Source organism: Atlantibacter sp. MEI4A-1023 (genome assembly GCF_056155425.1).
In genome coordinates, this window is sequence record NZ_CM149568.1 from 89,223 (window position 1) to 113,830 (window position 24,608).

23 protein-coding genes and 1 pseudogene are annotated in these 24,608 nt (G+C 54.8%); 13 read left to right on the plus strand and 11 right to left on the minus strand.

Annotation, left to right across the window (positions count from 1 at the left end):
• The first annotated feature begins 74 nt into the window (after window positions 1–74).
• Together rhaS and rhaR are read left to right on the plus strand one after the other, a co-directional pair.
• A complete protein-coding gene (rhaS, locus tag ACVV26_RS00455) occupies window positions 75–911 on the plus strand; it encodes an HTH-type transcriptional activator RhaS (protein ID WP_312984165.1) in 837 nt (278 codons plus the stop codon).
• Between the two features lie 136 nt (window positions 912–1,047).
• Window positions 1,048–1,911, plus strand: a complete 864-nt coding sequence (rhaR, locus tag ACVV26_RS00460; protein WP_474799504.1) for an HTH-type transcriptional activator RhaR — start codon at window positions 1,048–1,050, stop codon at window positions 1,909–1,911.
• Here the strand turns inward: rhaR and rhaT are convergent.
• Both rhaT and ACVV26_RS00470 read right to left on the minus strand, forming a co-directional pair.
• A complete protein-coding gene (gene rhaT / locus ACVV26_RS00465) occupies window positions 1,908–2,942 on the minus strand; it encodes an L-rhamnose/proton symporter RhaT (RefSeq protein WP_474799506.1) in 1,035 nt (344 codons plus the stop codon). The two genes, rhaR and rhaT, sit on opposite strands and share 4 nt — an antisense overlap.
• A gap of 197 nt (window positions 2,943–3,139) precedes the next feature.
• Window positions 3,140–4,561, minus strand: a complete 1,422-nt coding sequence (locus ACVV26_RS00470) for an arabinose isomerase (RefSeq protein WP_474799507.1) — start codon at window positions 4,559–4,561, stop codon at window positions 3,140–3,142.
• 285 nt (window positions 4,562–4,846) lie between these two features.
• Between ACVV26_RS00470 and sodA the strand changes: the two genes are divergently transcribed.
• Entirely contained in the window at window positions 4,847–5,464 is a 618-nt protein-coding gene (sodA, locus tag ACVV26_RS00475) for a superoxide dismutase [Mn] (RefSeq protein WP_312984171.1), read from the plus strand.
• Between the two features lie 198 nt (window positions 5,465–5,662).
• On the opposite strand, the pseudogene ACVV26_RS00480 reads toward sodA, so the two are convergent.
• Window positions 5,663–5,890: pseudogene (locus ACVV26_RS00480) on the minus strand (type VI secretion system tube protein Hcp); the annotation flags it as partial.
• A 156-nt stretch (window positions 5,891–6,046) separates the two neighbouring features.
• A complete protein-coding gene (locus tag ACVV26_RS00485; protein ID WP_474799508.1) occupies window positions 6,047–6,760 on the minus strand; it encodes a hypothetical protein in 714 nt (237 codons plus the stop codon).
• Between the two features lie 220 nt (window positions 6,761–6,980).
• Between ACVV26_RS00485 and yiiM the strand changes: the two genes are divergently transcribed.
• The 3 genes from yiiM to ACVV26_RS00500 all read left to right on the plus strand — a co-directional run bounded on the left by yiiM (window position 6,981) and on the right by ACVV26_RS00500 (window position 8,351).
• The gene (gene yiiM / locus ACVV26_RS00490) at window positions 6,981–7,670 is read left to right on the plus strand and encodes a 6-hydroxyaminopurine reductase (protein WP_474799510.1); all 690 of its coding nucleotides are present in this window, start codon (window positions 6,981–6,983) and stop codon (window positions 7,668–7,670) included.
• A 130-nt stretch (window positions 7,671–7,800) separates the two neighbouring features.
• A complete protein-coding gene (locus ACVV26_RS00495) occupies window positions 7,801–8,037 on the plus strand; it encodes a type II toxin-antitoxin system CcdA family antitoxin (protein ID WP_474799512.1) in 237 nt (78 codons plus the stop codon).
• A 2-nt stretch (window positions 8,038–8,039) separates the two neighbouring features.
• Complete coding sequence (locus ACVV26_RS00500) at window positions 8,040–8,351, plus strand: CcdB family protein (RefSeq protein WP_474801993.1); 312 nt, start codon at window positions 8,040–8,042, stop codon at window positions 8,349–8,351.
• A 38-nt stretch (window positions 8,352–8,389) separates the two neighbouring features.
• Here ACVV26_RS00500 and lldD read toward each other — a convergent pair whose 3' ends face one another.
• Genes lldD through lldP form a run of 3 tightly spaced genes read right to left on the minus strand, consistent with a single transcriptional unit; the run spans window position 8,390 to window position 12,032 of the window.
• Window positions 8,390–9,598, minus strand: a complete 1,209-nt coding sequence (gene lldD, locus ACVV26_RS00505) for an FMN-dependent L-lactate dehydrogenase LldD (protein WP_474801996.1) — start codon at window positions 9,596–9,598, stop codon at window positions 8,390–8,392.
• A complete protein-coding gene (gene lldR / locus ACVV26_RS00510) occupies window positions 9,598–10,380 on the minus strand; it encodes a transcriptional regulator LldR (RefSeq protein ID WP_312984178.1) in 783 nt (260 codons plus the stop codon). Before lldR ends, lldD begins: the two co-directional genes overlap by 1 nt.
• Window positions 10,377–12,032, minus strand: coding sequence for an L-lactate permease (gene lldP, locus ACVV26_RS00515; protein ID WP_474799513.1), 1,656 nt, complete (start codon window positions 12,030–12,032; stop codon window positions 10,377–10,379). Before lldP ends, lldR begins: the two co-directional genes overlap by 4 nt.
• A 359-nt stretch (window positions 12,033–12,391) precedes the next feature.
• Between lldP and ACVV26_RS00520 the strand changes: the two genes are divergently transcribed.
• The gene (locus ACVV26_RS00520) at window positions 12,392–12,874 is read left to right on the plus strand and encodes a hypothetical protein (RefSeq protein WP_474799514.1); all 483 of its coding nucleotides are present in this window, start codon (window positions 12,392–12,394) and stop codon (window positions 12,872–12,874) included.
• A gap of 53 nt (window positions 12,875–12,927) precedes the next feature.
• Here ACVV26_RS00520 and ACVV26_RS00525 read toward each other — a convergent pair whose 3' ends face one another.
• From ACVV26_RS00525 to ACVV26_RS00540, 4 genes are all read right to left on the minus strand, one after another.
• Entirely contained in the window at window positions 12,928–13,290 is a 363-nt protein-coding gene (locus tag ACVV26_RS00525; protein WP_474799516.1) for a YibL family ribosome-associated protein, read from the minus strand.
• A gap of 55 nt (window positions 13,291–13,345) precedes the next feature.
• Window positions 13,346–13,936 (minus strand): mannitol operon repressor MtlR, encoded by a 591-nt coding sequence (mtlR, locus tag ACVV26_RS00530; protein ID WP_312984186.1) that lies wholly within the window; start codon window positions 13,934–13,936, stop codon window positions 13,346–13,348.
• A complete protein-coding gene (mtlD, locus tag ACVV26_RS00535; protein WP_474799518.1) occupies window positions 13,933–15,081 on the minus strand; it encodes a mannitol-1-phosphate 5-dehydrogenase in 1,149 nt (382 codons plus the stop codon). The genes mtlR and mtlD overlap by 4 nt, the downstream gene beginning before the upstream one ends.
• Before the next feature lie 105 nt (window positions 15,082–15,186).
• The gene (locus ACVV26_RS00540; RefSeq protein WP_474799519.1) at window positions 15,187–17,106 is read right to left on the minus strand and encodes a PTS mannitol transporter subunit IICBA; all 1,920 of its coding nucleotides are present in this window, start codon (window positions 17,104–17,106) and stop codon (window positions 15,187–15,189) included.
• A gap of 654 nt (window positions 17,107–17,760) precedes the next feature.
• Between ACVV26_RS00540 and ACVV26_RS00545 the strand changes: the two genes are divergently transcribed.
• The 6 genes from ACVV26_RS00545 (at window position 17,761) to yiaY (ending at window position 24,595) form a co-directional block, all read left to right on the plus strand.
• Complete coding sequence (locus tag ACVV26_RS00545) at window positions 17,761–18,096, plus strand: DUF3302 domain-containing protein (RefSeq protein ID WP_474799520.1); 336 nt, start codon at window positions 17,761–17,763, stop codon at window positions 18,094–18,096.
• 2 nt (window positions 18,097–18,098) lie between these two features.
• Window positions 18,099–19,235: an HlyD family secretion protein gene (locus ACVV26_RS00550; protein WP_474799522.1), complete on the plus strand. Its 1,137-nt coding sequence runs from the start codon at window positions 18,099–18,101 to the stop codon at window positions 19,233–19,235.
• Window positions 19,236–19,333: 98 nt separating this feature from the next.
• Window positions 19,334–19,942 carry a glutathione S-transferase gene (locus ACVV26_RS00555; protein ID WP_474799523.1) on the plus strand — a complete coding sequence of 203 codons (609 nt, stop codon included), beginning with the start codon at window positions 19,334–19,336 and terminating at the stop codon, window positions 19,940–19,942.
• A gap of 69 nt (window positions 19,943–20,011) precedes the next feature.
• Window positions 20,012–21,403, plus strand: coding sequence for an L-seryl-tRNA(Sec) selenium transferase (gene selA / locus ACVV26_RS00560; protein ID WP_474801999.1), 1,392 nt, complete (start codon window positions 20,012–20,014; stop codon window positions 21,401–21,403).
• Complete coding sequence (selB, locus tag ACVV26_RS00565) at window positions 21,400–23,244, plus strand: selenocysteine-specific translation elongation factor (RefSeq protein ID WP_474799524.1); 1,845 nt, start codon at window positions 21,400–21,402, stop codon at window positions 23,242–23,244. Before selA ends, selB begins: the two co-directional genes overlap by 4 nt.
• A 202-nt stretch (window positions 23,245–23,446) precedes the next feature.
• Window positions 23,447–24,595 carry an L-threonine dehydrogenase gene (gene yiaY / locus ACVV26_RS00570; RefSeq protein WP_474799526.1) on the plus strand — a complete coding sequence of 383 codons (1,149 nt, stop codon included), beginning with the start codon at window positions 23,447–23,449 and terminating at the stop codon, window positions 24,593–24,595.
• Window positions 24,596–24,608: the final 13 nt, after the last annotated feature.

Here is a 24,608-nt window from a genome sequence, read left to right on the forward strand (position 1 = left end):
AGCGTCGAAAAGTTAAGGTACGGCGTGGGGCGGTTATCTACTATCAAGCGAAATTTCATTGGTGGGAGGTGAAAATGACCGTCTTAACATGCAGCGATTTTTTCCCGTGTAGCGCCGCGACCGTGGCGATCGAGCCTCGCTTGCCGCAGTCGGCATTCCCGGAACATCACCATGATTTTTATGAGATTGTTATTGTCGAACACGGCACCGGCGCGCACATCTTTAACGGCCAGCCCTATACCCTGAGCGGTGGTTCGGTGTGCTTTGTGCGCGATCACGACAGACACCTGTTCGAACACACCGAGAACCTGTGCCTGACCAACGTTCTCTATCGCGCCCCGGATGCGTTCAGCTTCCTTGCCGGGCTGGATAAACTGCTGCCTCAGGAGCAGGACGGTATTTATCCTTCCCACTGGCGCGTTCCGGCACAAGTGCTGGCACAGGTGAAAAATCTCCTGGCAGATCTGGAAGTATTAGGAAATGCCAGCGACACCCATAGCCTGGCTCAGCGTGAAATTCTGTTTATGCAGTTGCTGATCCAGATCCGTAAAGGCAGCCTGGCCGACCAGTCCGCTGGCGCGGATAACCGGCTAAATATGATGATTGGTTGGCTTGAGGAGCACTTTTCCAGCGAAGTTTGTTGGGAGACCCTGGCCGGGCAGTTTGACCTGTCGCTACGCACCCTGCATCGCCAGCTTAAGCAGCAAACCGGTTTGACGCCCCAACGTTATCTGAATCGGCTGCGTTTAATGCGCGCGCGCCATTTGCTGCGCCACAGCGAGGAGAGCGTCACGGATATCGCATATCAGTGCGGTTTCGGCGACAGTAACCACTTTTCCACACTGTTTAAGCGTGAGTTCTGTTTCTCTCCGCGCGATATACGCCAGGGCCGCGATCGCCAACTCCAGTAACGCGAACAGCATCACCGTTTTTTGTCTCCGGAAATTCAATAATTTCCGATTGCGACCCGGCCCGCTACGCCGCCCTGACAGGCTGCGTAGCGGGCAACTTGCGTATTTCCACTCTGACTCACTTCGGGGGCAAACATTGGCCGCTCAGTTGATCCTCAAAAAAGCAGATTTTTTTGCCTCACCCATGCAGCCGGTGGCGGTAGCGGACCGCTATCCGCAAAACGTGTTCGCTGAACATACCCACGATTTTTGCGAACTGGTGATGGTGTGGCGCGGTAATGGCTTACACGTGCTGAACGACCGCCCGTGGCGCATTACCTGCGGCGATCTGTTTTATATCAAGGCGGAAGATCGCCACAGCTATGAGTCAGTCAACGATCTGGTGCTGCACAACATCATCTACTGCCCGGAACGGCTCACGCTCAATGTGGACTGGGATACGCTGCTGAAACCGCAGGCGGATAGCCCGCGCTGGCGGCTGAACAGCCAGGGTATCGCCCAGGCGCGGCAAATCATCAGCCAGCTCGAACATGAAAGCCCGAAAGACGACGCGCTGTCACGTACCCTGAGCGAAAGCCTGTTTCTGCAACTGTGCATTACGCTGCGCCGCCATCGTTATCAGCCCGATAATGCCGGAGCGCCGGGGCAGGGGGAAGTATTGGATCTACTGATTGCCGCGCTCGACAACAGCGTGAATAACGCCTTCGATTTACAGGCGTTTTGCCAGCACCACCAGGTACAGGAGCGCCCGCTGCGCCAGCGCTTTCGCCAGCAAACCGGGATGACCATCAATCACTATCTGCGCCAGCTGCGCATTTGCCAGGCGCAATATTTGCTGCGCCGTACCGATATGCTGATTAGCGATATCGCCTCGCGCTGCGGCTTTGAGGACAGCAACTACTTTTCGGTGGTGTTTACCCGTGAAACGGGCGTGACGCCACGGTTGTGGCGTCAGCAGTGTCATGAATGGTTAAAACGCGAGGGCGTGCGGGAGAGTTAGTTCGCCATCCCCAGCCCAACGATGTTGGCGGCGATGATAATCACCACGCAGCCGATGCTCAGTACGCCCACCGGACGGCGTCCCGCCGATTTCCACTCTTTCATAATCAACCCGACCAGGCCGCCGCACAGCACATAGAAGCTCATATGCAGCATCCAGCTCATGTAGTCGTACTGTGCCGGGATTTTGGCGTGGCCCCAGGCGTAGAAGAAGAACTGCAAGTACCACATCAAGCCGGCCAGCATTGAGAACAGCACGTTGCTGATAATGAGCGGCTTAGCCAGCGAGAAGTCGGCGCGGACCGACAGGTTCTGCACTTTCGCCAGGCGGATAAAGCAGAAGCCGAGGTTAATCACCGCGCCGCCACCCATAATCACCACGTAGCTCGGCAGGGCGACATACAGCGGATCGACGCCTAACGCCGCTGCGGCTTCATGCATCGGCTTCGCCGCATCCATCGCGAAGGACATCCCGGCGGAGAAAATGCCGCACATTACTGCCAGAATCAGCCCCTTCTTGAGGTTGAACTCCTCGGCTTTGATGCCCATCTGGCGCTCTTTCAACTGGCCTGCGCGGGTGACGATCCCGACGCCAATCAGCGCCACAAACACGCCAAGCAGCGTCATTTGCCCGCCGGGAGTGCCCACCAGTACGCCGAATTTGCCGTTCAGAATTGGCGTCATTAGGGTACCGACGATTAAGGTGATGCCGATGGCGATCCCGATGCCCATCGACATGCCGAGATAGCGCATGGTCAGGCCGTAGTTGATGTTGCCGATGCCCCACATCGCGCCGAACAGGAATACCGGCAGCAGCGTGGAAGCGCTGAACGAACCGTAGTAGGACCAGAAATCAGGCAGCAGCGCGGCGCTGACCGCCCAGGGCAGAACAATCCACGACACTATCCCGCCCACTGACCACATGGTTTCCCATGACCAGTTTTTTACCTGCTTAAAGGGAGCGTAAAAACAGGCGGCGCTGGCCGCGCCAATAAGGTGCCAGAGGATCCCCATCGTTATTGCGTTACTCATTCTTTAATTCCTCATTTTGTCGAATGGCCAGGGGTTCGAGCACACCCCCAATGACGACGAGTTTAGGGATACAGGAACAGGGCTACCTTCGGGCAACTGCCGCGCGCACATCATAAATGGCAAAAAACAGTGGGTGGGTAAGACCGGGATCACAGTTCGAATTTTCTCCTCCTGGCGGCAACCAGGAGGAGGGAGGATCAGGCGATTTTCACCGCCGGAATGGCCAGCAGCCAGGCGAGTTTTTCCAGCAATGCGCCCTGATGGCCGATGCCAATCGCGCAGTGGTGCGATGGGCCACCGAGGCTCCAGCGGGTGGTAAAATCCCGGGCGCTGATGGGGAAGCGGTAACGGCTATTGGTATTGCCGATATCCAGTGTCTCACCCGCCACGGCCTCGCCCTCGGCATATTGCAGGATCACGCGGTTATCCGCGTCTTCCACCACCGATAAAAACGTTACCGGACCGGGTTTGACCGTCATTTGGATCGACACGCCCTTACCGGGTTTACCGTGATACACCGGCAGCGGCACCAGACGCACCTCGCCGTCCGCCATCAGCGGATGCGCCGGGCCGTCGTGGCCCCACAGCACCACATCATCGTAGAATTCGATCCCGTAAGGTTCCGAGAACGAACCGCCCGCGCCCAGCAGTTGCATGATTTTCATCGCCAACACGTTTTTGATTTCGTACTCGCCCGCCACCGGGATGCCGCGCCCGGTGAGCAGCGTCGTACCCATGATCACAGAGGTAATGATGTTCTCGTAGGCGTTACCGTTGCGTCCTTCGTAGTAATAGGCCAGCGCCGCCAACTGGTTATTTTCCACCAGGGCATCCAGCGCGCAGGCGGTTTGCACCGCGCGATCGAGCTCTGACTGCTCGCAGGCCGGATCGATATGCATCGCCTGTTCCAGCTCCTGCCATTTGGCCTGGGTTTGCGCCAGCGTGACGTTTTCCCGGTACTCCGCCACCTCGCACATCTCCAGCGGCTTAAAGCGCACGCCGAGCCGGGCCGACAGATTGGTCATGTTGCTGTACACATCGACCATGCCATCGTAGTAATGCCCCAACACGCCTACCTGTGCAGCCGCCAGCGCCCGCTTCACTTTTACCGCGTTAAGCCAGGCGTCGGCCTCCTGCCAGACGGCGTCATCGTCTTTCAGCGCGCCAAATAACAGCTGATAACGAATACCCGCGCGGTTAAACACGTTCGCCAGTTCCGGCACGCTGCATGCCTGGCAATGGGCCAGCCATTCCCCGGTGCGGGCACCGCGATCGGCGAGGGCGCGGATCGCGGCGTAAGGCAGGCCGGGTTCCGGCTGAAGCGCCAGAATAATCACCGGCTTGTTGATGCGCTGCACCAGCGGCAGTACCGTGGCGCTGAGAGCGTAGGTGCTGATATAGAGGCAGATCGCGTCAACCGGCTGGTTGTTGAGTTCGGCAGCGTAGGCGTCGGCTTTGGCGACGTTATCGATCAGGCCGCCATTAATGATGTGACGTTCAGGGGAGGAAAGGCGCTGGTGGATGCGCGACAGATAATCCGTCAGGCGCTGTTCGAGACCACTAAATTGCGGCCAGTAGGTGTCCAGGCCAATCCCAAAAAGTGCGATATTTATCGTCATTTTTTGCTCCAGGGAACATGAGGAGCATCGACTATGGCCCGTTTACCCGGTAGCTACCTTCGTATTTTTGCCATCCCGGCAAGTACCTGGCAGAAAAACCGTTATCACTGTGAAGCGCCTCGCAAATTGACTTATTCCTGTTGTGAATAACCTTATAATAAATGCGGCATTGATAAACATTTTCAATATCATTTAATTAACTATAATGATCCCACTGATTACGCGGCGTTAACACACCGGTTCTGAAAAGGGCCGTTTGCCGCCCGACAATAATGGAGATGAAAAATGAGCTATACACTGCCATCCCTGCCTTACGCTTACGACGCCCTGGAACCGCATTTCGATAAGCAAACGATGGAAATCCATCACACCAAACACCACCAGACCTACGTCAACAACGCTAACGCAGCGCTGGAGTCTCTGCCTGAATTCGCTAACCTGCCGGTAGAAGAACTGATCGCTAAGCTGGATCAGGTTCCGGCTGACAAGAAAACCGTACTGCGCAACAACGCAGGTGGCCACGCGAACCACAGCCTGTTCTGGAAAGGCCTGAAAACCGGCACCACGCTGCAGGGCGACCTGAAAGCAGCTATCGAACGCGATTTCGGTTCCGTGGAAAAATTCAAAGAAGATTTTGAGAAAGCGGCGGCAACGCGCTTCGGCTCCGGCTGGGCGTGGCTGGTGCTGCAGGGCGACAAACTGGCTGTGGTGTCTACTGCAAACCAGGACAGCCCGCTGATGGGTGAAGCCATCTCTGGCGCATCCGGCTTCCCTATTCTGGGCCTGGACGTGTGGGAACACGCTTACTACCTGAAATATCAGAACAAACGTCCTGACTACATCAAAGCCTTCTGGGAAGTGGTGAACTGGGACGAAGCTGCTGCACGTTTTGCTGCTAAGTAATTCCTGTCAGGTTTACTTTAAAACGCCTGATGTATTACATCAGGCGTTTTTTTCTTAAGAAATGAAATGTCCACCGCTTCTTTTATCATGCTAATAGCCTGCTTAACCTGAATTCTGGCAAGTGGCTGGATCAAAACATACCTTCGCCTATTGAAGCGACTTAAAATCTCATAGTTAACTGATTTCTGTTCTGCTTTCTTAATAAACGGCTCGATGATTCCATTCATCGGTATAAATGATATTACCGTCGCAGTGTTTCCACGTAATTTTCTCGTAGCGCAGGAGAACAGTTTCAAGATGCATACCTGTAGATGCTCCGGGGTAAAGATCAGGCGTAATCGACGTGAGTTTCACATTCTCCAGAATGATGTTGAAATATTCTCTCTCCATCCCTGCATCTGTAATCGTATACATTTTTATTATCGCTTTGAGGTAAAACGTGGAAAAAGCCAAATCAAAACAATAACCGTAATCAATGTTAATAGCAGACAATGGTCTGGGAATAGATGAAACCATAACAGAGCAAAAGCTATGACTAACGCAGGGAAAACCACACTTTCTAATAATAGCGTTATTAAACTTTTAAACATCAAAGTTGCCTTGTATGAAATCTGCCAGTTCATCAAGATTTGAGTAGATTTTTGATTTCACTTTTTTGATGATCTCAGAAAGCATCGGCTCGATAAAATAGTAAAGCATTTCAAGCTTTTCCTGATACAGAATCCAATAATACTCGGGAGTCATAACTTTAAGGTGTCGGGCGGCAAGGGCGCATTTTTGTTGAATTCCATAGAACTGAAGCGCAAAAACCGCTTGAGGGAGTTTAGCTGATAAACGTTCAACAACGATTTTAGATATGAAGCCAGACTGAGAAAGCGCAACAGAAGCTGCCGCCGCAAAAGCATACCGCGTCCCTCCAGCAATGTTCATATGGGAAGCCAGACCTGTCATCTTCTTGATCAACTTACGTGCCGAGCCTTCTGAGTTATCTTCTTCAACATCATCACATACCATTTTGAAATACAAATAAAGCATGTATGCAATGACATCTCGATGTCGATATATAGACTCAATAGAATAAAGCGAGCGTATTTCTTCGGACTTGAGCTCCTGGCAAATATCAGTGTATTGCGGAATAAAGCACGATGAATACCAACTGGCCCGTTCAATACCGGCATAAATATCAGATGCAACTCCTTTTGCAGAATGTAAAACCCCTCCTATTGCATCTTGAGTCGTTAAAGCTATTTGCCTGTCGGGCTGATATTTTATCCTTAAATAATCGGATGCTTGCATCTTATATCCTTACGGCTAATGATGACTGATAGCATTGTACGCCTGTATTATATGTTTATGAAAATGTTTACCAAAATCAGATTTTATCAATTTCCCTGATTGAATAAGAAAGTAAGTAAAAGGTATTTTTAACATATGCTACTAAAAATCAGCTTGCAATATTGCATTAATAAAGCGAGCCTGAGGCTCGCTTTTTTTGTATCCGCATAAGGAGCAGCAGATGCATTATCCCGCAGACATTTACATCGGCCAGGTGCGTGATTACCCCGGCAGCCGCCCCAGCGCCATCGCCAAGGTTCAGGTCGAAGGTGCGTTAACCCTGACCGATCTGGGTCTGGAAGGCGATCAGCAGGCGGAAAAAGTGATCCATGGGGGACCTGATCGCGCGCTATGCCACTATCCCCGCGAGCATTACGCCCAGTGGACGCGTGAATTCCCGGCGCAGGCGGATCGGTTTGTCGCCCCCGCATTTGGCGAAAATATTTCTACCGTCGGGCTAACCGAGGACAACGTCTATATCGGTGATATTTTCCGATGGGGTGAGGCGCTGATTCAGGTCACTCAGCCGCGCTCGCCGTGCTTCAAAGTTAATTTCCATTTTGCCATCAGCGATTTGTCATTGCTGATGCAGCAAACCGCGCGCACCGGCTGGCTATACCGCGTGATCCAGGGCGGCACCGTCAGCGCCGACGCGCCGCTGGAACTGGCGTCGCGCACCAGTGACGTCAGCATCCGCGATGCCGCCGCCATCGCCTGGCATATGCCGTTTGATGATGAACAGTATCACCGCCTGCTAAGCGCAGCAGGGCTATCGGTAAGCTGGACCCGAACGATGCAAAAAAGGCGTATTTCCAGGCAGATCGAGGATTATTCGCGTCGGTTGTGGGGGAATGCGAAGCCAGCGCGGTGATGTTTATCTCACTTCACCTCAATTGAGCGCAATTTTGAGGTGAAGAAAAATAAAGCGTCTTATCTTGTACATACTTTAACCAGTGTTCATGCTAATTTATGTGTAATTAACACAGCTCGGAGCACATACCATGCCCACAGTTAAACGAAACAAAAAAACCGTTACGGTAACCGCCGCTCCTGAATTAATTCAGGAAGCCAAAGCGCACGGCGTTAATTTATCTCAGACGTTTGAAAATGCTATTCGTGCCGAACTGCATAGTATTCAAGTTGCTCGCTGGCAGAAGGATAACGCGCAGGCCATTGATTATCTGAATAAACTTTCAGAGGAGAACGGCCTGTTCTCCGACGAATACAGGTCGTTTTAGTGATGCAATTTACGGTTTATAAAAATACCGGGCGAATGGCGTTTTATCCTTATGTTCTGAATGTACAGAGCGACATCATCGGACGCCGTACAACCCGGGTTGTTATCCCGCTTTTTCCTTTAGAAAAGTACATGGGTCCTCTTGCTGACAGACTTACACCCATTGTGACGGTAGGGCCTGAAAAGTTTGTGTTAATGACTCACGAACTCGCGAGTATTCCTGAAAGAGCGCTGGGTGAAGAAGTCTGTAGCATCACAAGTCAACGTGATGCAATCAAATCAGCGTTGGATTTTCTGCTGGATGGGATCAGTTAAACAAACTATCCGCCCTCATCCCTGAGAGCGACCCAACTTTACGCCGCATCCACGCGCTTCGACACGCTGGCGCTTGAAGCCGGCAACGACGCCAACACCGAGGTAAACTCCGGGTCCGGCACCAGTGAATCGCGGCTGATTTCTTTAATCGATTTCGCGCCGGTCAGGGTCATCGCCACCCGCATCTCTTTCTCAATCAGATTCAGCAGGTTCGCCACGCCCGCCTGGCCGTGGGTCGCCAGCGCGTAGAGATACGCGCGGCCCAGCAGCACGGTATCTGCGCCCAGGGCGATCATTCGCACCACATCCAGCCCGCTGCGAATGCCGCTGTCAGCCAGAATAGCGATATCGCCTTTCACCGCGTCGGCAATGGCAGGCAGCGCGCGCGCCGAGGAGAGCACGCCGTCCAGCTGGCGGCCGCCGTGGTTAGAAACCACTATTCCGTCCGCGCCGAAGCGCACTGCGTCTTTAGCGTCCTCCGGGTCGAGTATGCCTTTAATCACCATCGGGCCATCCCAGAATTCGCGGATCCACTCCAGGTCTTTCCAGGAGATCGACGGGTCGAAGTTATTGGCCAGCCAGCCGATGTAATCTTCCAGCCCGGTGGGCTTACCAAGATAAGCCGAGATGTTGCCTAAATCATGCGGACGACCGTGCAGGCCCACGTCCCACGCCCACTGCGGATGGGTTGCCGCCTGCCAGTAACGGCGCATCGCCGCGTTGGTACCGCTCATCCCGGAGTGGGCGTCGCGATAACGCGCGCCTGGGGTCGGCATATCCACGGTAAACACCAGCGTTGAGCAGCCCGCCGCTTTGGCGCGCTCCAGGGCGTTACGCATAAACCCGCGATCGCGCAGGACATACAGCTGGAACCACATCGGACGCTGAATTTTCGGCGCGACCTCTTCAATCGGGCAGACCGACACGGTGGACAGCGTAAACGGAATGCCTTTGGCATCCGCAGCTTTCGCCGCCTGCACTTCGCCGCGCCGCGCGTACATCCCGCACAGCCCGACCGGGGCGAGGGCGACCGGCATCGACAGGGTTTCGTCGAACAGTTTCGTTTCGAGGCTCAGGTCGGACATATTTTTCAGTACCCGCTGGCGCAGGGCCACCTGAGAAAGGTCTTCCACGTTGCGGCGCAGGGTATATTCGGCATAGGCCCCGCCGTCGATGTAGTGGAACAGGAACGGCGGCAGGATACGTTGAGCGGCGGCGCGGTAGTCGCTTGCGGCGGAAATAATCATCATTCGTTCTCCCTGGAATTGTCATCGATGTCGGGCAGGCGGGTGACTCGCGCCTGGCGCGCCACATCTTCATCAAGACGTTTAATGGTGGAATGGACAAAGCCGAGGTGTTGCGTGACGGCTTTGCGCGCCCGCTCGGCATCCCCAGCTAAAATGGCGTCCAGCACCTCGCGGTGCTGTTCGGTGAGCTGCGAAAAAATTGGCGGTTCGAGGTACATGCGCTGGCGGCTCTGCATCACCGAGGATTGCAGTAGATCGAAAAAGCCGCGCATGGTCTGGAGCAGCACCACGTTGTGCGACGCCTCCGCCACGGCCAGGTGGAACCGTACGTCGGCCTGGGCGGCGAGATCCGGGTCGTCACGCTCGGTGAATTTCAGCGTGGCGTCGAAGCAGTAGCGCAGTTTCTCTTTATCCGCTTCGGTGGCGCGCAACGCCGCGTGCCAGGCGGTACTGGCCTCAATGGCGTGGCGGGCTTCGAGAATGTCATAGCGATAACCCGGATCGTCCGCCAGCAGCGTTTTAATCGGCTGGACGATGCGTTGTTCCGACCAGGGTTCGAGCTGATAGCGCACAAAGGTGCCGCCTCCCCGGCGGCTGACCAGTGTGCCTTCGCGAATCAGGATCTGAATGGCCTCGCGCACACTGTTGCGCGAGACGCCGAGGATCACCGCCAGCTGGCGCTCGGACGGCAGGCGCATCCCGCCGTCGAGCTGCTGGTCCGCGATCAGCGCCTGAATACGCTCGACCAGTTGGTCAGCCAGGCGCAGCGTGGTTATTGTCATGGAATCATCCAGGTTAAGACATAGGCCTGAAGCGTGGTGATCACGCCCACCATGCAGGTGAAAATCAGGCTGTGTTTCACGGTGAAACGGAACAGGTCCGATTCTTTGCCCACCAGCCCTACCGCGGCGCAGGCGATGGCGATGGACTGCGGCGAAATCATTTTGCCGGTTACCCCGCCGGTGGTGTTAGCGGCGACCATCAGCACATCCGATACGCCAATCTGCTGGGCGGCAGTGGCCTGGAGCGCGGCGAACAGGGCGTTAGACGAGGTATCCGACCCGGTCAGGAATACCCCCAGCCAGCCGAGGAACGGCGAGAAGAAGGTAAACGCCGAACCCGTATGCGCCAGCGCTAAAGCAAGCGTAGATGACAGGCCCGAATAGTTGGAGATAAAGGCAAAGGCCAGCACCATGCCGATGGAGTAGATCGGCAGCGCCAGTTCTTTCAGCGTTTCGCCGAAGGTTTTGATGGCGGCAGTGGGTTTCATTTTCAGCCAGACAATGGAGATCAGCCCGGCGAACAGGATCGCGGTGCCGGTGGCGGAGAACCAGTCGAATTTGTACACCGCAGCATACGGCGTGGCGGCGTTCACGACCGGCGGCATACGCGCCACCAGTTTGTCCAGGTACGGCACGGACACGTTAATCACCATGTCGTACAGCGCGCCGCCAGGGGCGAACAGTGCTTTAAACGGCGGGATACTCCACAGCGTGACGGTCGCGGTGAGGAACAGGAACGGCGACCACGCGCGAACTACCTGGCGAGCCGTATAGTTTTTGCGGGCCAGCGTTTGATCGACCACCGATGCGCCCATATCGCCGAAGCGGAAGATGCGCGTCGGCTGCCAGCGCTTCAGGAACAGCGTCAGGCACACCAGCGAAACCAGCGAGGAGATAATGTCCGGCAGTTCCGGCCCGATAAAGTTGGAGCTGAGGTACTGGGCGATAGCGAAGGAGCCGCCTGCAACCATCACCGCAGGCCAGGTCTCTTTGATGCCGCGCCAGCCGTCCATAATGCCCATGATCCAGAACAGCACGATGATGGTCAGGAACGGCAGCTGGCGGCCCACCATCTGGCCGATTTCAAAGCTATCCAGACCGGTCACCTGGCCTGCCACCAGAATCGGGATGCCCATCGCGCCAAACGCTACCGGCGCGGTGTTAACAATCAGGCACAGCCCGGCGGCGTACAGCGGGTTAAAGCCGAGGCCCACCAGCAGGGCGGCGGTAATTGCCACCGGCGCGCCGAACCCGGCGGCCCCTTCAAGGAAGGCACCGAAGCAGAAACCAACAATCAGCATTTGCAGGCGCTGGTCCGGGGTAATCGACAGTATTGATGACCGGATGATGTCGAACTGCCCGGTTTTCACCGAGATTTTGTACACAAATACCGCTGCGATGATGATCCAGGCAATCGGCCACAGGCCGTAGAAGAAGCCATAGATCACTGACGCGAAGGCGTTATCCGCAGGCATATCGTAGAAAAACAGCGCAACCGCCAGCGCGATCGCCACGGTCCAGGAAGCGGCGACATAGCCTTTCAGCTTCAGCTTAATCAGCGCGAAGAAGAAAAACAGGATTGGTAACGATGCGATAAGACTGGAAAGCCAAATGTTACCAGCCGGATCGTAGTTTTGTTGCCAGAGGCTCATGCAATTCTCCCGAGGACCGCAAATTCGCCTACGCAACGAGTCTCCGCTCTGCTTTGCGTCACGTCATTTGTAAAAGTGGTCCTACCAATAGTGTGATGTAGGGTCGGTGTCGATGAATGGTTAACCAAATGTTGCCTGTATGCAATGTGGTGGTAACGAGTATTTTGTGAGTTTGTGATTTTTGAGGGGAAATTTTTGCGAATTGGTTGGGCCACTTTTTTGAGCGGTCCGTTGATTGATCCTGAATTAAAGTCCTGATTTTTCGAGCCGATAGGGTAAAGGTTACGCAAATTTTTCACGCATGATGAAAAGCGCCACTCTGCGCTGCTCACCACGCGCATAACGTTAAGGAGAATGTGATGTCCTGGCTTAAAACGGCGCTGGCCTCGTTAGTTTTTGTTTCATCGGTAGCCGCGGCGGATGATTCAGATCCGGTCACCATGGCGCGAAATATCGGGTTTACCGGTTGCGATGTATTGATTAACAGCACCTTCGAAAATGCAAAATCGGCCAATGAACGCCGCACTAACATTCGTTATTTTGAAGGACAGGCAAAAAAGAGCGTAGATATTGATATGACGTACGGCAGTATCGGCGATACCGTTATTCAGACGGTGCACTTCGCCAAAGAAGGCGGTTATTGCTATGCGAGTATGACGGCAACTATCACCCAGCCCGGGAATTGCGCAGGCTTATTAAATCAGGATGAACATTTTCGTTATACGGCGGATGCGGCAGGCGTATTGTGGTCAAAAAACGCAGGCGGGGTAACGAAATTATTTACTCAAACCGGTAATCACTGTACCCAGATTTTTATACGCGATCAGAAAGTAAAAATTTAAAGACGGAATAATTTGCACCAGTGGAAATAACTGGTGCAATAATTCGGCGAGAATTAAAACGCGCTATTCGCAAAGCCGGTCATTTCTTTCAGACCCATTTCACGGCCCAGCGCCGTCATCGGGTGAACCACCACTAAACCGCGCACGCTTTTTTTCAGCTTGCCCATATCGGCCTGCTCTTTTTTGGTGATGGCGCGCTTAAACGGCATGTCCATCAGCTTCTGCGCTTCTTTGCTGAGCTTCTGGCTGACCACGCCGTGCAGACGGGTGATTTCCGTTTCGAGGGTTTCTTTTTCTTTTTCCAGCTCGGCGTATTTTTCGGCGTGCTCAACCAGCGACAGGCCTGCTTGCTGATGGCGAATGGCATCCAGACGATCGCTCAGACGTTTAATCTCGTTTTTTTCGACTTCTTTCATGATACAGACTCAAATAATGGGAATTTATTGCAAGGATACACTATTGCGCGCGGGCTTACTTCTGGAAGGCTTTTTTTAAGCTTACCCGGGAGATAAGCTCAGTCAGAGAGAGGACCATCGTGGAGCGGACAATTTGCTGGTAGCGCTGTTTCTGCATGGCATTGAGTTCCGGATCGCCGTCGACGTCGAAAACCGGCGCGGTCGGCAGGGCGCTGACGCAGTGCAGCTCACCGAAGGGGCCAAGGATTTCATCGTCGGTGAAGACGTATTCGTTGCCGTCGTGGTTCAACTCTTCGCGCAGCGCCATTAATAACTCACAATCTTCGTATTCGGCGCGGCTGATCACGCCAAGGCCGTAGATGAGTTTTAATCGCACGGAAAGATCGCCCAGCGGGCCGTCGCCGTCCAGCAATGGCTCAACGGCATATTTCACCGCGTAGTCATCTTTGCGGAATACCTGAAGCACCAGAATATTGACCGCCTCGGTAAGCAATTCTACAGCGGCGATTAACAGGCTTCGGACGGTTTTGCCAGCATTCAGACGCTCAAGCACTCGGTTTTCAAAGGCCTGTGTTTCTTCCATTTTTGCCTGCATATCTGACAATCTAAAAACGGGTGCGGGTTGCACCGCACCCGGACACATCATGGTTGCGCGTTGTACGCGTTAACTGCCGCTGCCACAACCTCGCTGTTGGCATCCAGACCAGAGATTTCGGCAAGCGTCGCCTGCGGGCCTTTGTCTGCCAGCAGTTGCGCCAGTTCCTGAGCCTGTGGGTCCTGTTCGCTGCGATAGTGCATCGCGGCGGCAATCCCCAGCACCAGGTTGTCGTGCGGTAAACCGTATTCCAGCGTACCCAGTAATGGCTTGATCAAACGGTCGCCCGCGCTCAGTTTACGCAGCGGTTGGCGGCCTACGCGCTCAACGTCATCTTTCAAATACGGGTTTTCAAAACGACCCAGGATTTTCTGGATGTACGCCGCGTGTTTATCGGCATCAAAACCGTAGCGCTTAATTAGCACTGCGCCGCTCTCTGCCATCGCGCCTTTCACCACGGCGCGGATTTTCTCATCCAGAATGGCGTCGCGAATGGTCTGATGACCTGCCAGTTTTCCGAGGTACGCGGTTATAGCATGCCCGGTGTTAAGGGTGAAGAGTTTGCGCTCGACAAACGCCATTAAATTGTCGGTCAGTTCCATGCCCGGAATGGTCGGCAGATCGCCTTTAAACTGGGTTTTATCAACAATCCACTCGCTGAAGGTTTCAACCGTCACTTCCAGCGGATCGTGAGTGGCGGATTCGGACGGCGGAACGATGCGGTCCACAGCGGAATCCACAAAGCCGACATGCTCATCCACCCATTCCTGATCGTCTGCCGCCAGCGCCGCCATTACGTGGCCCTTCAACTGGCTGGTGCCGCGCACCATGTTTTCACAGGCGATGATGTTCAGCGGAGCGGTGTTGCCGTTGGCTCTGCGCATAATCAGGCCTTTCGCGATGGCAGGCGCGATACGCTCTAACACTACCGGCCCGACCGCCGTGGTGACTAAATCGACTTCAGAAATTAAGGTGACCACGTCGTCGCCAATGCTGCTGACCGCGTTCACGCCGGATACCGTAGCGACTTGCTCATTTTCGCCGACCACGTGTACTTGGTAGCTGTGACGCGCGTTCAACGCATCCAGCACGGTCTGGTTTACATCGGCGAAAGTGAGGCTGATACCCGCGTCCGCGAGCAGTTTGCCGATGAAGCCACGTCCAATATTACCTGCGCCAAAATGTAATGCTTTCATTGTCTGAACCTTCCTAAATATGAATCACCCGAGAGGGTTGGGGTGAAGAGCCGAACGTCGTGCCCCTCACCCAAACCCTCTCCCGTGAAGGGAGAGGGAAAGGAGTTACGCTTTCTTACCGCTTAACAGGTCAAGAACTTCCTGAACGCTGGTGGTGTTCGCCAGGCGCTCAATCACGGTTTCATCATCCAGCGCATTGGTCAGGCTGGTGATGACCTGGATATGCTCGTTGTTGCGGGCCGCAATACCGATAACCAGACGGGCAATATCGTCCGCTTCTTCGCCGAAACGCACGCCTTGCGGGTACTGGCAGAAGACAACGCCGGTTTTCAGTACGCGGTCTTTCGCTTCCACAGTGCCGTGCGGAACCGCGATGGACTCACCCAGATAGGTCGGGGTCAGTTTTTCACGCTCCAGCATCGCATCCACGTATTCCGGCTGTACGTAGCCGCCTTTTACCAGTTGCTCGCCAGCAAAAATAATGGCTTCTTCTTTGCTGCTCGCGGTGCGGCCCAGGAAGATGTTTTCCGCGCCCAGCTTAAACAGGTGGGTGTCGTTGGCGTCGAAGCTGTCCTGCAGGCTGGTGCGCACTTTTGCTTCGTTGTCAGTGTGACGCTGCGCGGCAACCAGACGTTCGGTCAGGCTGGTGTACAGGCCGCTGTCCAGGAAGTTGGTCAGCGAAATGTGCTGGGCCTGCGGTGCCTGGCGCATAGCACGCTCGGTCAGATCGCGGTGGGTAATGACCACATCCACATCAGACGGCAGGCTGTTGATGGCGCTGTTGGTCACGGAGATGTTGGTCAAACCCGCATCCTGAACTTTCTTACGCAGTACGCCTGCACCCATGGCGCTGGATCCCATACCGGCATCACAGGCCACGATAATTTTACGCACGTGGCTCAGGTCGTTGGTCACTTCGCCCGCAGACAGCGGAGTCGCCGCGCCTTTGGACTGCGCTTTCATATCCTGCATGCGGCGGGTTGCGGCTTCGATATCGTCTTCTTCTTTCACTTTGCTGGTTTTCAGCAGGATAGCGGCGATCACGAAGGAGACACCCATTGCAGCGAAGATAGACACCAGGTTAGCGAAGTAGGCACCTTTCGGCGTCATGGCCAGCACCGCCAGGATAGAACCCGGAGAAGCCGGAGAAACCAGACCACCACCCAGAACGCTCAGGCAGAACACGCCAGTCATACCGCCGAGGATAACGGCGATCAGCAGACGCGGGTTCATCAGCACATACGGGAAGTAAATTTCGTGGATACCCCCCAGGAAGTGGATGATTGCCGCACCGCCCGCAGACTGCTTGGCGCTGCCACGACCGAAGAACATGTACGCCAGCAGGATACCCATACCCGGGCCTGGGTTAGCTTCAATCAGGAAGAAAATAGACTTGCCGAGTTCATGAGACTGCTGAATACCCAGCGGCGAGAAGATACCGTGGTTAATCGCGTTGTTCAGGAACAGAATTTTGGCCGGTTCAACGAAGATGGACGCCAGCGGCAACATATCATGGACAACCATGAAGTTAACGCCTGCTGCCAGCACTTTAGACAGCGCTTCAACCAGCGGGCCAATGCCGAGGAATGCCAGAATCGCCAGGATCATACCGATGATGCCAGCGGAGAAGTTGTTTACCAGCATTTCAAAACCGGATTTGATCTTACCGTCTACCCAGCTATCGAAATGTTTAATCGCCCAGCCACCCAGAGGGCCAGCAATCATTGCGCCGAGGAACATCGGCATATCCGCGCCCACGATCACGCCCATGGTGGTGATGGCACCGACCACGCCGCCACGGTCACCGCCGATCAAACGGCCACCGGTATAACCAATCAACAGCGGCAGCAGGTAGGTGATCATCGGACCGACCAGTTTCGCCAACGTTTCGTTCGGCAACCATCCGGTGGGAATAAACAGCGCCGTGATAATACCCCAAGCGATAAATGCGCCGATGTTTGGCATTACCATGTTACTTAGAAAACGACCAAAGCTTTGCACTCTGATCTTGATATCGGATGACATAAAACACCCCTTCTTATGTTTACGCGCAGGCTTGCGGCCCGAGGTTTATTGTGAACGTGGCGGCAGAGGTAGCCGGCTCAATGTTCTGGTGATGCGAAATCTGGCACTGAATCGTTCAACTGTCCAGTTGATGGGAAATAATGTGATTTATATCTCCTTTTAAAGGGGGTAGGCCAGGTATATGAGGTGATCAAGATCACAAATACCATGTGTAAAAAAAGAACAAAGGTAAAGAAAGCGCAGTTTTACGGGGTTAAATGTGACAAAGATCACATTATTTCGTGGTTGGTTTGTTATTCATTTGTGATGGTGATCACAATAAATATTGACTCGGATTTAACCGAATGTGATCAACAGCAAACCTGACTATGACGTGGTGCCAGACTGTAACTTTGCGACATTCCGCACACGGCGATCATCCTTCGGTATGATGTGCTACTCCCGTTGCTAAATTATTCTATTATTGAATTAACAAGCGGTACGGGTTTGCAATGGCTACTTAATAACAAGAGATCATGACAGCCCGATAACAGCGCTATCGGCTCACTGAAAGCTGAGCGTTATCCATCACTAAGGACATTTCTACGATTTTGCCGAAAGCGACGGCGGATGAGCGCAGTGGCGACAAGGCGGGTTTCCCCAATGGAGGCCACAATGTTTCTTAATTATTTTGCACTTGGCGTGTTAGTGGTCGTGTTTCTGGTGATTTTTTACGGGATCATCATTATTCATGACATCCCCTATGAAATTGCTAAAAAACGTAATCACCCGCATGCCGATGCTATTCATGTCGCTGGCTGGGTCAGTCTTTTTACCCTTCATGTTATTTGGCCCTTCTTATGGATATGGGCCACGCTATATCGCCCAGAACGCGGGTGGGGAATGCAAGATACCCAAAGAATTGATGCGTTAAATCAGCGTATTATCGTGCTTGAAAACGAGCTGGCGCGTCAGAAGAACCCTCCAGAAATCAATAAAACGAGTGAATAATTATGGACCTGCTAATTATCCTCACCTATGTGGCGCTGGCGTGGCTGATATTTAAAATTTTCAAAATACCGGTAAATAAATGGACCATTCCTACGGCGGCGCTGGGGGGCGTATTTTTGGTCGGCGCGTTAATTTTATTAATGAATTACAACCACCCTTATACCTTTACTGCGCAAAAGGCGGTGATCTCTATACCGATTGTTCCGCAGGTTACAGGCGTGGTGATCGAAGTGACGCAAAAACAAAACCAGCTGATTAATAAGGGCGAGATGCTGTTTAAGCTCGACCCGACGCGCTATGCCGCGCGGCTGAAAAAATTGCAGGCCGATTTAGTCACGGCGGAAAACGCCACCAAAGTACTGGAATCGCAATTGCAGGAAGCCGTGGCGATTACCGATCAAGCCACTGCCGAACGCGATAGATTTTTCAAAGATTATCAGCGTTATTTGAGGGGCAGCCAGGCGAAGGTCAACCCATTTTCCGAACGGGATATTGATACTGCCCGCCAGCAATATCTGGCCCAGGAAGCGGTGTTGAAAGCGTCGCTGGCCGATCAGCAGCAGATCAAAAGCCAAATCAACAGCCGGCTGTTTGGCGATCAGTCAGAGGTGGCCAGTTTGCGTGCCCAGGTGGCGGAAGCGACTTACAACCTGTCGCAAACCGTAGTGCGCGCCCCGGAAAATGGCTACGTCACCCAGGTGCTGGTGCGCCCAGGCACCTATGCGGCGGCCCTGCCGCTGCGCCCGGTGATGGTGTTTATTCCCGAGCAAAAACGCCAGGTTATCGCCGCGTTCCGTCAGAACTCGCTGCTGCGTCTGCAACCCGGCGATGACGCGGAGGTGGTATTTAACGCGCTGCCAGGCCAGGTATTCCACGGCAAACTGGCGGGCATCAGCCCGATTGTGCCTACCGGCGCATATCAGTCGCAGGGCACGCTGCAAACGCTCAATATTACCCCCGGCGGCGACGGGGTGATAGCGACGATTATTCTCGATCCCAGTGAAGATATTGATGCGCTACCGGACGGCATTTACGCCCAGGTTGCCGTCTACTCGCAGCATTTCACCCACGTCTCCGTGATGCGCAAAGTGCTGCTGCGCATGACCAGCTGGATGCACTATCTCTATCTCGATCACTAATCAGGGAAACGGGACGGCAAGTTGCATTGCCGTCCTGCCATTTCGCCTGAAGTGCGCCATACTTATCGCTTTATTGGCGTTTATCCAGGGAGTCAGTCATGAAGCTTGTCGGTAGCTACACCAGCCCGTTTGTACGCAAGATTTCAATTATCATGCTTGAGAAAGGGATTACGTTTGAATTCGTCAACGATGCCCCGTATGAAGCGCAGAATAAAATCGTCCAGTACAACCCGCTGGGCAAAGTCCCGGCGCTGGTGACCGACGACGGCGAGGTGTGGTTTAACTCCCCCATTATTGTGGAATATCTGGAGCTGTTGGGGATCGCCCCGGCGCTGCTGCCGCGTGATCCCATGGCCTCGCTGAAAGTACGCCAGATTGAAGCCCTGGCCGACGGCATTATGGATGCGGGACTGGTCTCGGTACGTGAACAGGCTCGCCCGGCTGCGCAACAGTCCGAGACCGAGCTGCTGCGCCAGCGCGAAAAAATCAGCCGCAGCCTGGATATGCTGGAAAAATACGTGGCGGACGGCACGCTTAACGCGGATGAACTCAACGTCGCCACTATCGCTGTGGCCTGTGCCATTGGTTATCTCAATTTCCGCCGCGTGTCGCCGGGCTGGTGCGTTGATCGCCCAAAACTGGTGAAACTGGTGGAAACCTTGTTCCAGCGCGAGAGCTTTGCCCGCACTGAACCGCCAACGGCATGATCTCCTGCTATGACAGGGGGTATCGCCCCCTGTACACTGATGGGTATTTTCCATAACCCATTCAGCGCCATGACCACAGAAAACCGTTCGCTCTATAGCCAGATCCCCTCAACGGACAGCCTGCTGCGGGATGCGGCTTTTCAACCTTTACTGGAAAACTGGGGCCATACCCAGGTCGCCGATATGCTGCGCCAGCTTCAGGACGAGGCGCGGCAGTGTGTACGTGAAACCCACCTGCTGCCGGGCTGGAGCCAGCACTGGGCTGCCGCCTGTGAAAGCCGGTTAAGCGCCGCCACGCAGAGCGCGTACCGGGCGGTGTTCAATCTGACCGGCACGGTGCTGCATACCAACCTGGGGCGCGCCTTGCAGCCGGAAAGCGCCATCGAGGCCGTGGCAAAGGTGATGCGTTCTGCAATCACGCTGGAATACGATCTGGGCGACGCCGGACGCGGCCACCGCGACCGGGCGCTGGCGCAGCTGCTGTGCGACATTACCGGCGCGGAAGATGCCTGCATCGTCAATAACAACGCCGCCGCCGTGTTGTTGATGCTGGCGGCCTGTTCCGATGGCAAAGAGGTGGTGGTATCGCGTGGCGAACTGGTAGAAATCGGCGGCTCATTCCGTATTCCCGATGTGATGCGCCAGGCGGGTTGCCAACTGGTGGAGGTCGGCACCACCAATCGTACCCATCCGGCGGATTATCAGCAGGCGATCGGTGAAAACACCGCGTTGTTGATGAAAGTTCACACCAGTAATTACCATATTGAAGGCTTCACCCGGGCAATCAGCGAAGCGGAACTGGTGCAGTTAGCTGACCCGTTCGGTGTGCCGGTGGTATCGGATTTAGGCAGCGGCTCGCTGGCGGATCTGAGCCGTTACGGCTTGCCCAAAGAGCCGATGGTGCAGGAGCTGATTGCCGCTGGCGTCAGCCTGGTGAGTTTCTCTGGCGATAAGCTGCTGGGCGGGCCGCAGGCGGGCATTATCGTGGGTAAAAAAGCGCTGATCGAACGCGTGCAGCGCCACCCGTTAAAACGCGCGTTGAGGGCGGATAAAATGACCCTCGCGGCGCTGGAAGCCACCTTACGCCTGTATCAACACCCGGAAACGCTGGAGCAACAGCTTCCCACGCTGCGGTTGTTAACCCGCAATGCCGCGTCGATCCATCAACAGGCCCAACGCCTGTTGCCCGGTTTGCAGCAGCGCTTTGGCGATCAATTCGACGTCGCCGTTATGCCGTGCCAGTCGCAGATCGGCAGTGGATCGTTGCCGGTCGATCGGTTACCCAGCGCGGCGATCACCTTCACACCCCGCGACGGGCGTGGCGGCACGGCGGAAAAACTGGCTTGCGATCTACGTAGTTTAAGCACGCCGGTGATTGGCCGTATCTATGATGGCCGGGTATGGCTGGATTTACGTTGCCTTGAAGAGGAAGCCCGCTTGATGGAGATGTTGACGAAATGATTATTGCCACCGCAGGACACGTTGATCACGGCAAAACCACGCTATTGCAGGCATTGACCGGCGTGAACGCCGATCGTCTGCCGGAAGAGAAGCAGCGCGGCATGACCATTGATTTGGGCTACGCTTACTGGCCGCAGGAAGATGGCCGGGTTATTGGCTTTATCGATGTGCCGGGCCATGAAAAATTCCTCGCCAATATGCTGGCAGGCGTGGGCGGTATCGATCATGCCCTGCTGGTCGTCGCCTGCGACGATGGCGTAATGGCACAAACCGAGGAGCATTTAACCCTGCTGCAACTGGCTGGACGCCCAACGCTCACCGTGGCGTTGACCAAAGCGGATCGGGTCGACGAGGCGCGGATTAATGAAGTGAAAGCCGAGGTGGCTAACCTGTTGGCGCGCATGGCGTGGTCTGCGGCGGCGCTGTTTGTCACCGCCGCCACGCAAGCTGAGGGCATTGACGGCTTGCGTCAGCACATCCGTGAACTGCAACCGCAAACGCACCCCGTTGAGCACCGTTTTCGCCTGGCGATTGACCGCGCGTTTACCGTTAAGGGTGCGGGCCTGGTCGTGACCGGCACGGCGCTGAGCGGCGAAGTCAACGTTGGCGATATGCTGTGGCTGACGGGCGTTGATAAGCCGATGCGGGTGCGCGGCTTGCACGCGCAAAACACCGATACCCAACAGGCGCGCGCCGGGCAGCGCATTGCGCTGAATATCAGCGGCGATGCCCAAAAAGAACAGATTAGCCGGGGCGACTGGCTGCTATCCACCGTGCCGCGCCAGCTTTGCGATCGGGTAATTGTCGAGGCGCATGCCCTGGCGCCGTTCCAGCAGTGGCAGCCGCTGCATATCCATCACGCCGCCAGCCATATCACCGGGCGTATTTCCCTGCTCGACGAGCGCTTTGCCGAGCTGGTGCTGGATACCCCGCTGTGGCTGTGCGACAACGATCGGGTGATTTTGCGCGATATCAGCGCCAGGCACACCCTGGGTGGCGGTAGAGTGCTACTGACGGAGCCGCCGCGCCGTGGCAAACGCCAGAGCGAGTTTCTCGACTGGCTGGCGCGTCTTGCCGATGCGCAGGACGACGCCGATGCGCTGACGCTACATCTTGAGCGCGGTGCAGTTTCGCTGCCGGATTTCGCCTGGCACCGCCAACTGACGCCGCAAGGCCTGGCGGCGTTATTAAACCGGCCTGAGCGGCTCCAGGCAGGCGAGCATTTACTTAGCGCCGAAGTGGCGGCGCGCTGGCAGCGTAAACTGCTGGATACCCTCAGCTACTATCACGATCAGCATAGCGATGAACCAGGGCCGGGGCGTGAACGCCTGCGGCGTATGGCGCTGCCTTCGCAGGAAGAGCCGCTGGTGCTGGCGCTGATCGAGAGAATGCGCGAGGCAGGGCTGATCGTGAGCTACCAGGGCTGGCTGCATTTACCGGGGCATCAGGCGGGCTTTACACCTGAGCAGCAGCAGCGCTGGGATCGCATCGCCGGGCTATTTGGCGACGACCCGTGGTGGGTACGCGATCTCGCTCGTGAAACCGGCACCGATGAACAGGAAATGCGTAAATTCCTGCGTCAGGCTGCGTTACAGGGACTGATTACCGCGATCGTGAAAGATCGCTACTACCGTAACGATCGGATTGTGATGTTCGCTGACCTGATCCGCAGACTGGACAGCGAAAAAGGATCCACCCAGGCGGCGGATTTCCGCGACAGCCTGAATGTGGGCAGGAAGCTGGCGATACAAATCCTGGAGTACTTCGATCGCATCGGTTTTACTCGCCGTCGCGGCAACGAACATTTATTACGGGATGCGGCACTGTTTGGCCATCAGTAAAAACGTACCGGCGAAGCAATGTATATATTTTTATAAATACGTTGCTTCGATTTATTTTAATTAATAATAAGTAACTTCTTAATTTTGCTTTATTGCTATTCAGAACAACTTTTATTATTTATTTTTATTGCTCGCGGCTTCCTTTTTGAATTGCGCAGGTATATTACGGAAAAGTTTTTTAAATCTATTAAGGAAAAAACGTATGACTTCCGTATTTTATATTCCTGCCGTAAATATTATTGGCACGAACTCATTAAATGATGCGTTAAATACTGCCCGTGATTATGGTTACAAATGCGCGCTGATCGTGACTGACATGATGCTGGCGAAACTCGGGATGGCGGAGTTGCTCCAACAGGCGCTGGCGGAACGCAATATCAAAAGCGTTGTGTTTGACGGCACCCATCCCAACCCAACGACGGCTAATGTCGAAGCCGGTGTGGCGATGTTGCGCGCCAGCCACTGTGATTGTGTTATTTCACTGGGAGGCGGCTCTCCGCACGATTGTGCGAAAGGCATTGCTCTGGTCGCAGCTAACGGTGGTGACATCCGGGATTACGAAGGCGTCGATCGCTCGCCAAAACCGCAGTTGCCGATGATTGCAATTAACACCACCGCAGGCACGGCGTCAGAAATGACCCGCTTCTGTATCATCACCGACGAGCAACGCCATATAAAAATGGCGATTGTTGATAAACACGTTACGCCGGTGATGTCGGTTAACGATCCGGCATTAATGATGGGAATGCCGAAATCTCTGACCGCCGCTACCGGGATGGATGCACTGACCCATGCTATTGAAGCCTATGTGTCTATTGCCGCCACGCCGATTACCGATGCCTGTGCGATGAAAGCCATTACCATGATCACCAAACACCTGCCGGTCGCGGTAGAGGAAGGCGATAATCTGGTAGCGCGTGAAGCCATGGCGTATGCGCAATTTATGGCGGGTATGGCCTTTAATAACGCCTCGCTCGGCTACGTTCACGCTATGGCGCACCAGTTGGGTGGTTTCTACGACCTGCCGCATGGCGTGTGTAACGCCATCCTGTTGCCGCACGTTGAGCAGTTCAATAGCCGCGTAGCCGCCGCGCGTTTGCGTGATTGCGCCGAGGCAATGGGCGTAGATGTCAGCAGCATGAGCGCCCAGGAAGGTGCAAAAGCCTGCGTGGCGGCCATCCGCCAGCTCGCGAAACGGGTTAATATACCGGCCGGCCTGCGCGACCTGCATGTCAAAGAGCAGGACTTCGGGACGCTCGCCACGAATGCGCTGAAAGACGCCTGCGGGTTGACCAACCCGATTCAGGCGTCCCATGAAGAGATTGTGGCTATCTATCAGGCGGCATTTTAACTTTCTGTCGTGA

Excerpts from the sequence above, each read along its gene's own strand:
- rhaS (WP_312984165.1), top strand. The coding sequence starts at position 75 with ATGACCGTCTTAACATGCAGCGATTTTTTCCCGTGTAGCGCCGCGACC.
- rhaT (WP_474799506.1), bottom strand. The coding sequence starts at position 2,942 with ATGAGTAACGCAATAACGATGGGGATCCTCTGGCACCTTATTGGCGCG.
- ACVV26_RS00470 (WP_474799507.1), bottom strand. The coding sequence starts at position 4,561 with ATGACGATAAATATCGCACTTTTTGGGATTGGCCTGGACACCTACTGG.
- sodA (WP_312984171.1), top strand. The coding sequence starts at position 4,847 with ATGAGCTATACACTGCCATCCCTGCCTTACGCTTACGACGCCCTGGAA.
- ACVV26_RS00485 (WP_474799508.1), bottom strand. The coding sequence starts at position 6,760 with ATGCAAGCATCCGATTATTTAAGGATAAAATATCAGCCCGACAGGCAA.
- yiiM (WP_474799510.1), top strand. The coding sequence starts at position 6,981 with ATGCATTATCCCGCAGACATTTACATCGGCCAGGTGCGTGATTACCCC.
- ACVV26_RS00495 (WP_474799512.1), top strand. The coding sequence starts at position 7,801 with ATGCCCACAGTTAAACGAAACAAAAAAACCGTTACGGTAACCGCCGCT.
- ACVV26_RS00500 (WP_474801993.1), top strand. The coding sequence starts at position 8,040 with ATGCAATTTACGGTTTATAAAAATACCGGGCGAATGGCGTTTTATCCT.
- lldD (WP_474801996.1), bottom strand. The coding sequence starts at position 9,598 with ATGATTATTTCCGCCGCAAGCGACTACCGCGCCGCCGCTCAACGTATC.
- lldR (WP_312984178.1), bottom strand. The coding sequence starts at position 10,380 with ATGACAATAACCACGCTGCGCCTGGCTGACCAACTGGTCGAGCGTATT.
- lldP (WP_474799513.1), bottom strand. The coding sequence starts at position 12,032 with ATGAGCCTCTGGCAACAAAACTACGATCCGGCTGGTAACATTTGGCTT.
- ACVV26_RS00520 (WP_474799514.1), top strand. The coding sequence starts at position 12,392 with ATGTCCTGGCTTAAAACGGCGCTGGCCTCGTTAGTTTTTGTTTCATCG.
- ACVV26_RS00525 (WP_474799516.1), bottom strand. The coding sequence starts at position 13,290 with ATGAAAGAAGTCGAAAAAAACGAGATTAAACGTCTGAGCGATCGTCTG.
- mtlR (WP_312984186.1), bottom strand. The coding sequence starts at position 13,936 with ATGATGTGTCCGGGTGCGGTGCAACCCGCACCCGTTTTTAGATTGTCA.
- mtlD (WP_474799518.1), bottom strand. The coding sequence starts at position 15,081 with ATGAAAGCATTACATTTTGGCGCAGGTAATATTGGACGTGGCTTCATC.
- ACVV26_RS00540 (WP_474799519.1), bottom strand. The coding sequence starts at position 17,106 with ATGTCATCCGATATCAAGATCAGAGTGCAAAGCTTTGGTCGTTTTCTA.
- ACVV26_RS00545 (WP_474799520.1), top strand. The coding sequence starts at position 17,761 with ATGTTTCTTAATTATTTTGCACTTGGCGTGTTAGTGGTCGTGTTTCTG.
- ACVV26_RS00550 (WP_474799522.1), top strand. The coding sequence starts at position 18,099 with ATGGACCTGCTAATTATCCTCACCTATGTGGCGCTGGCGTGGCTGATA.
- ACVV26_RS00555 (WP_474799523.1), top strand. The coding sequence starts at position 19,334 with ATGAAGCTTGTCGGTAGCTACACCAGCCCGTTTGTACGCAAGATTTCA.
- selA (WP_474801999.1), top strand. The coding sequence starts at position 20,012 with ATGACCACAGAAAACCGTTCGCTCTATAGCCAGATCCCCTCAACGGAC.
- selB (WP_474799524.1), top strand. The coding sequence starts at position 21,400 with ATGATTATTGCCACCGCAGGACACGTTGATCACGGCAAAACCACGCTA.
- yiaY (WP_474799526.1), top strand. The coding sequence starts at position 23,447 with ATGACTTCCGTATTTTATATTCCTGCCGTAAATATTATTGGCACGAAC.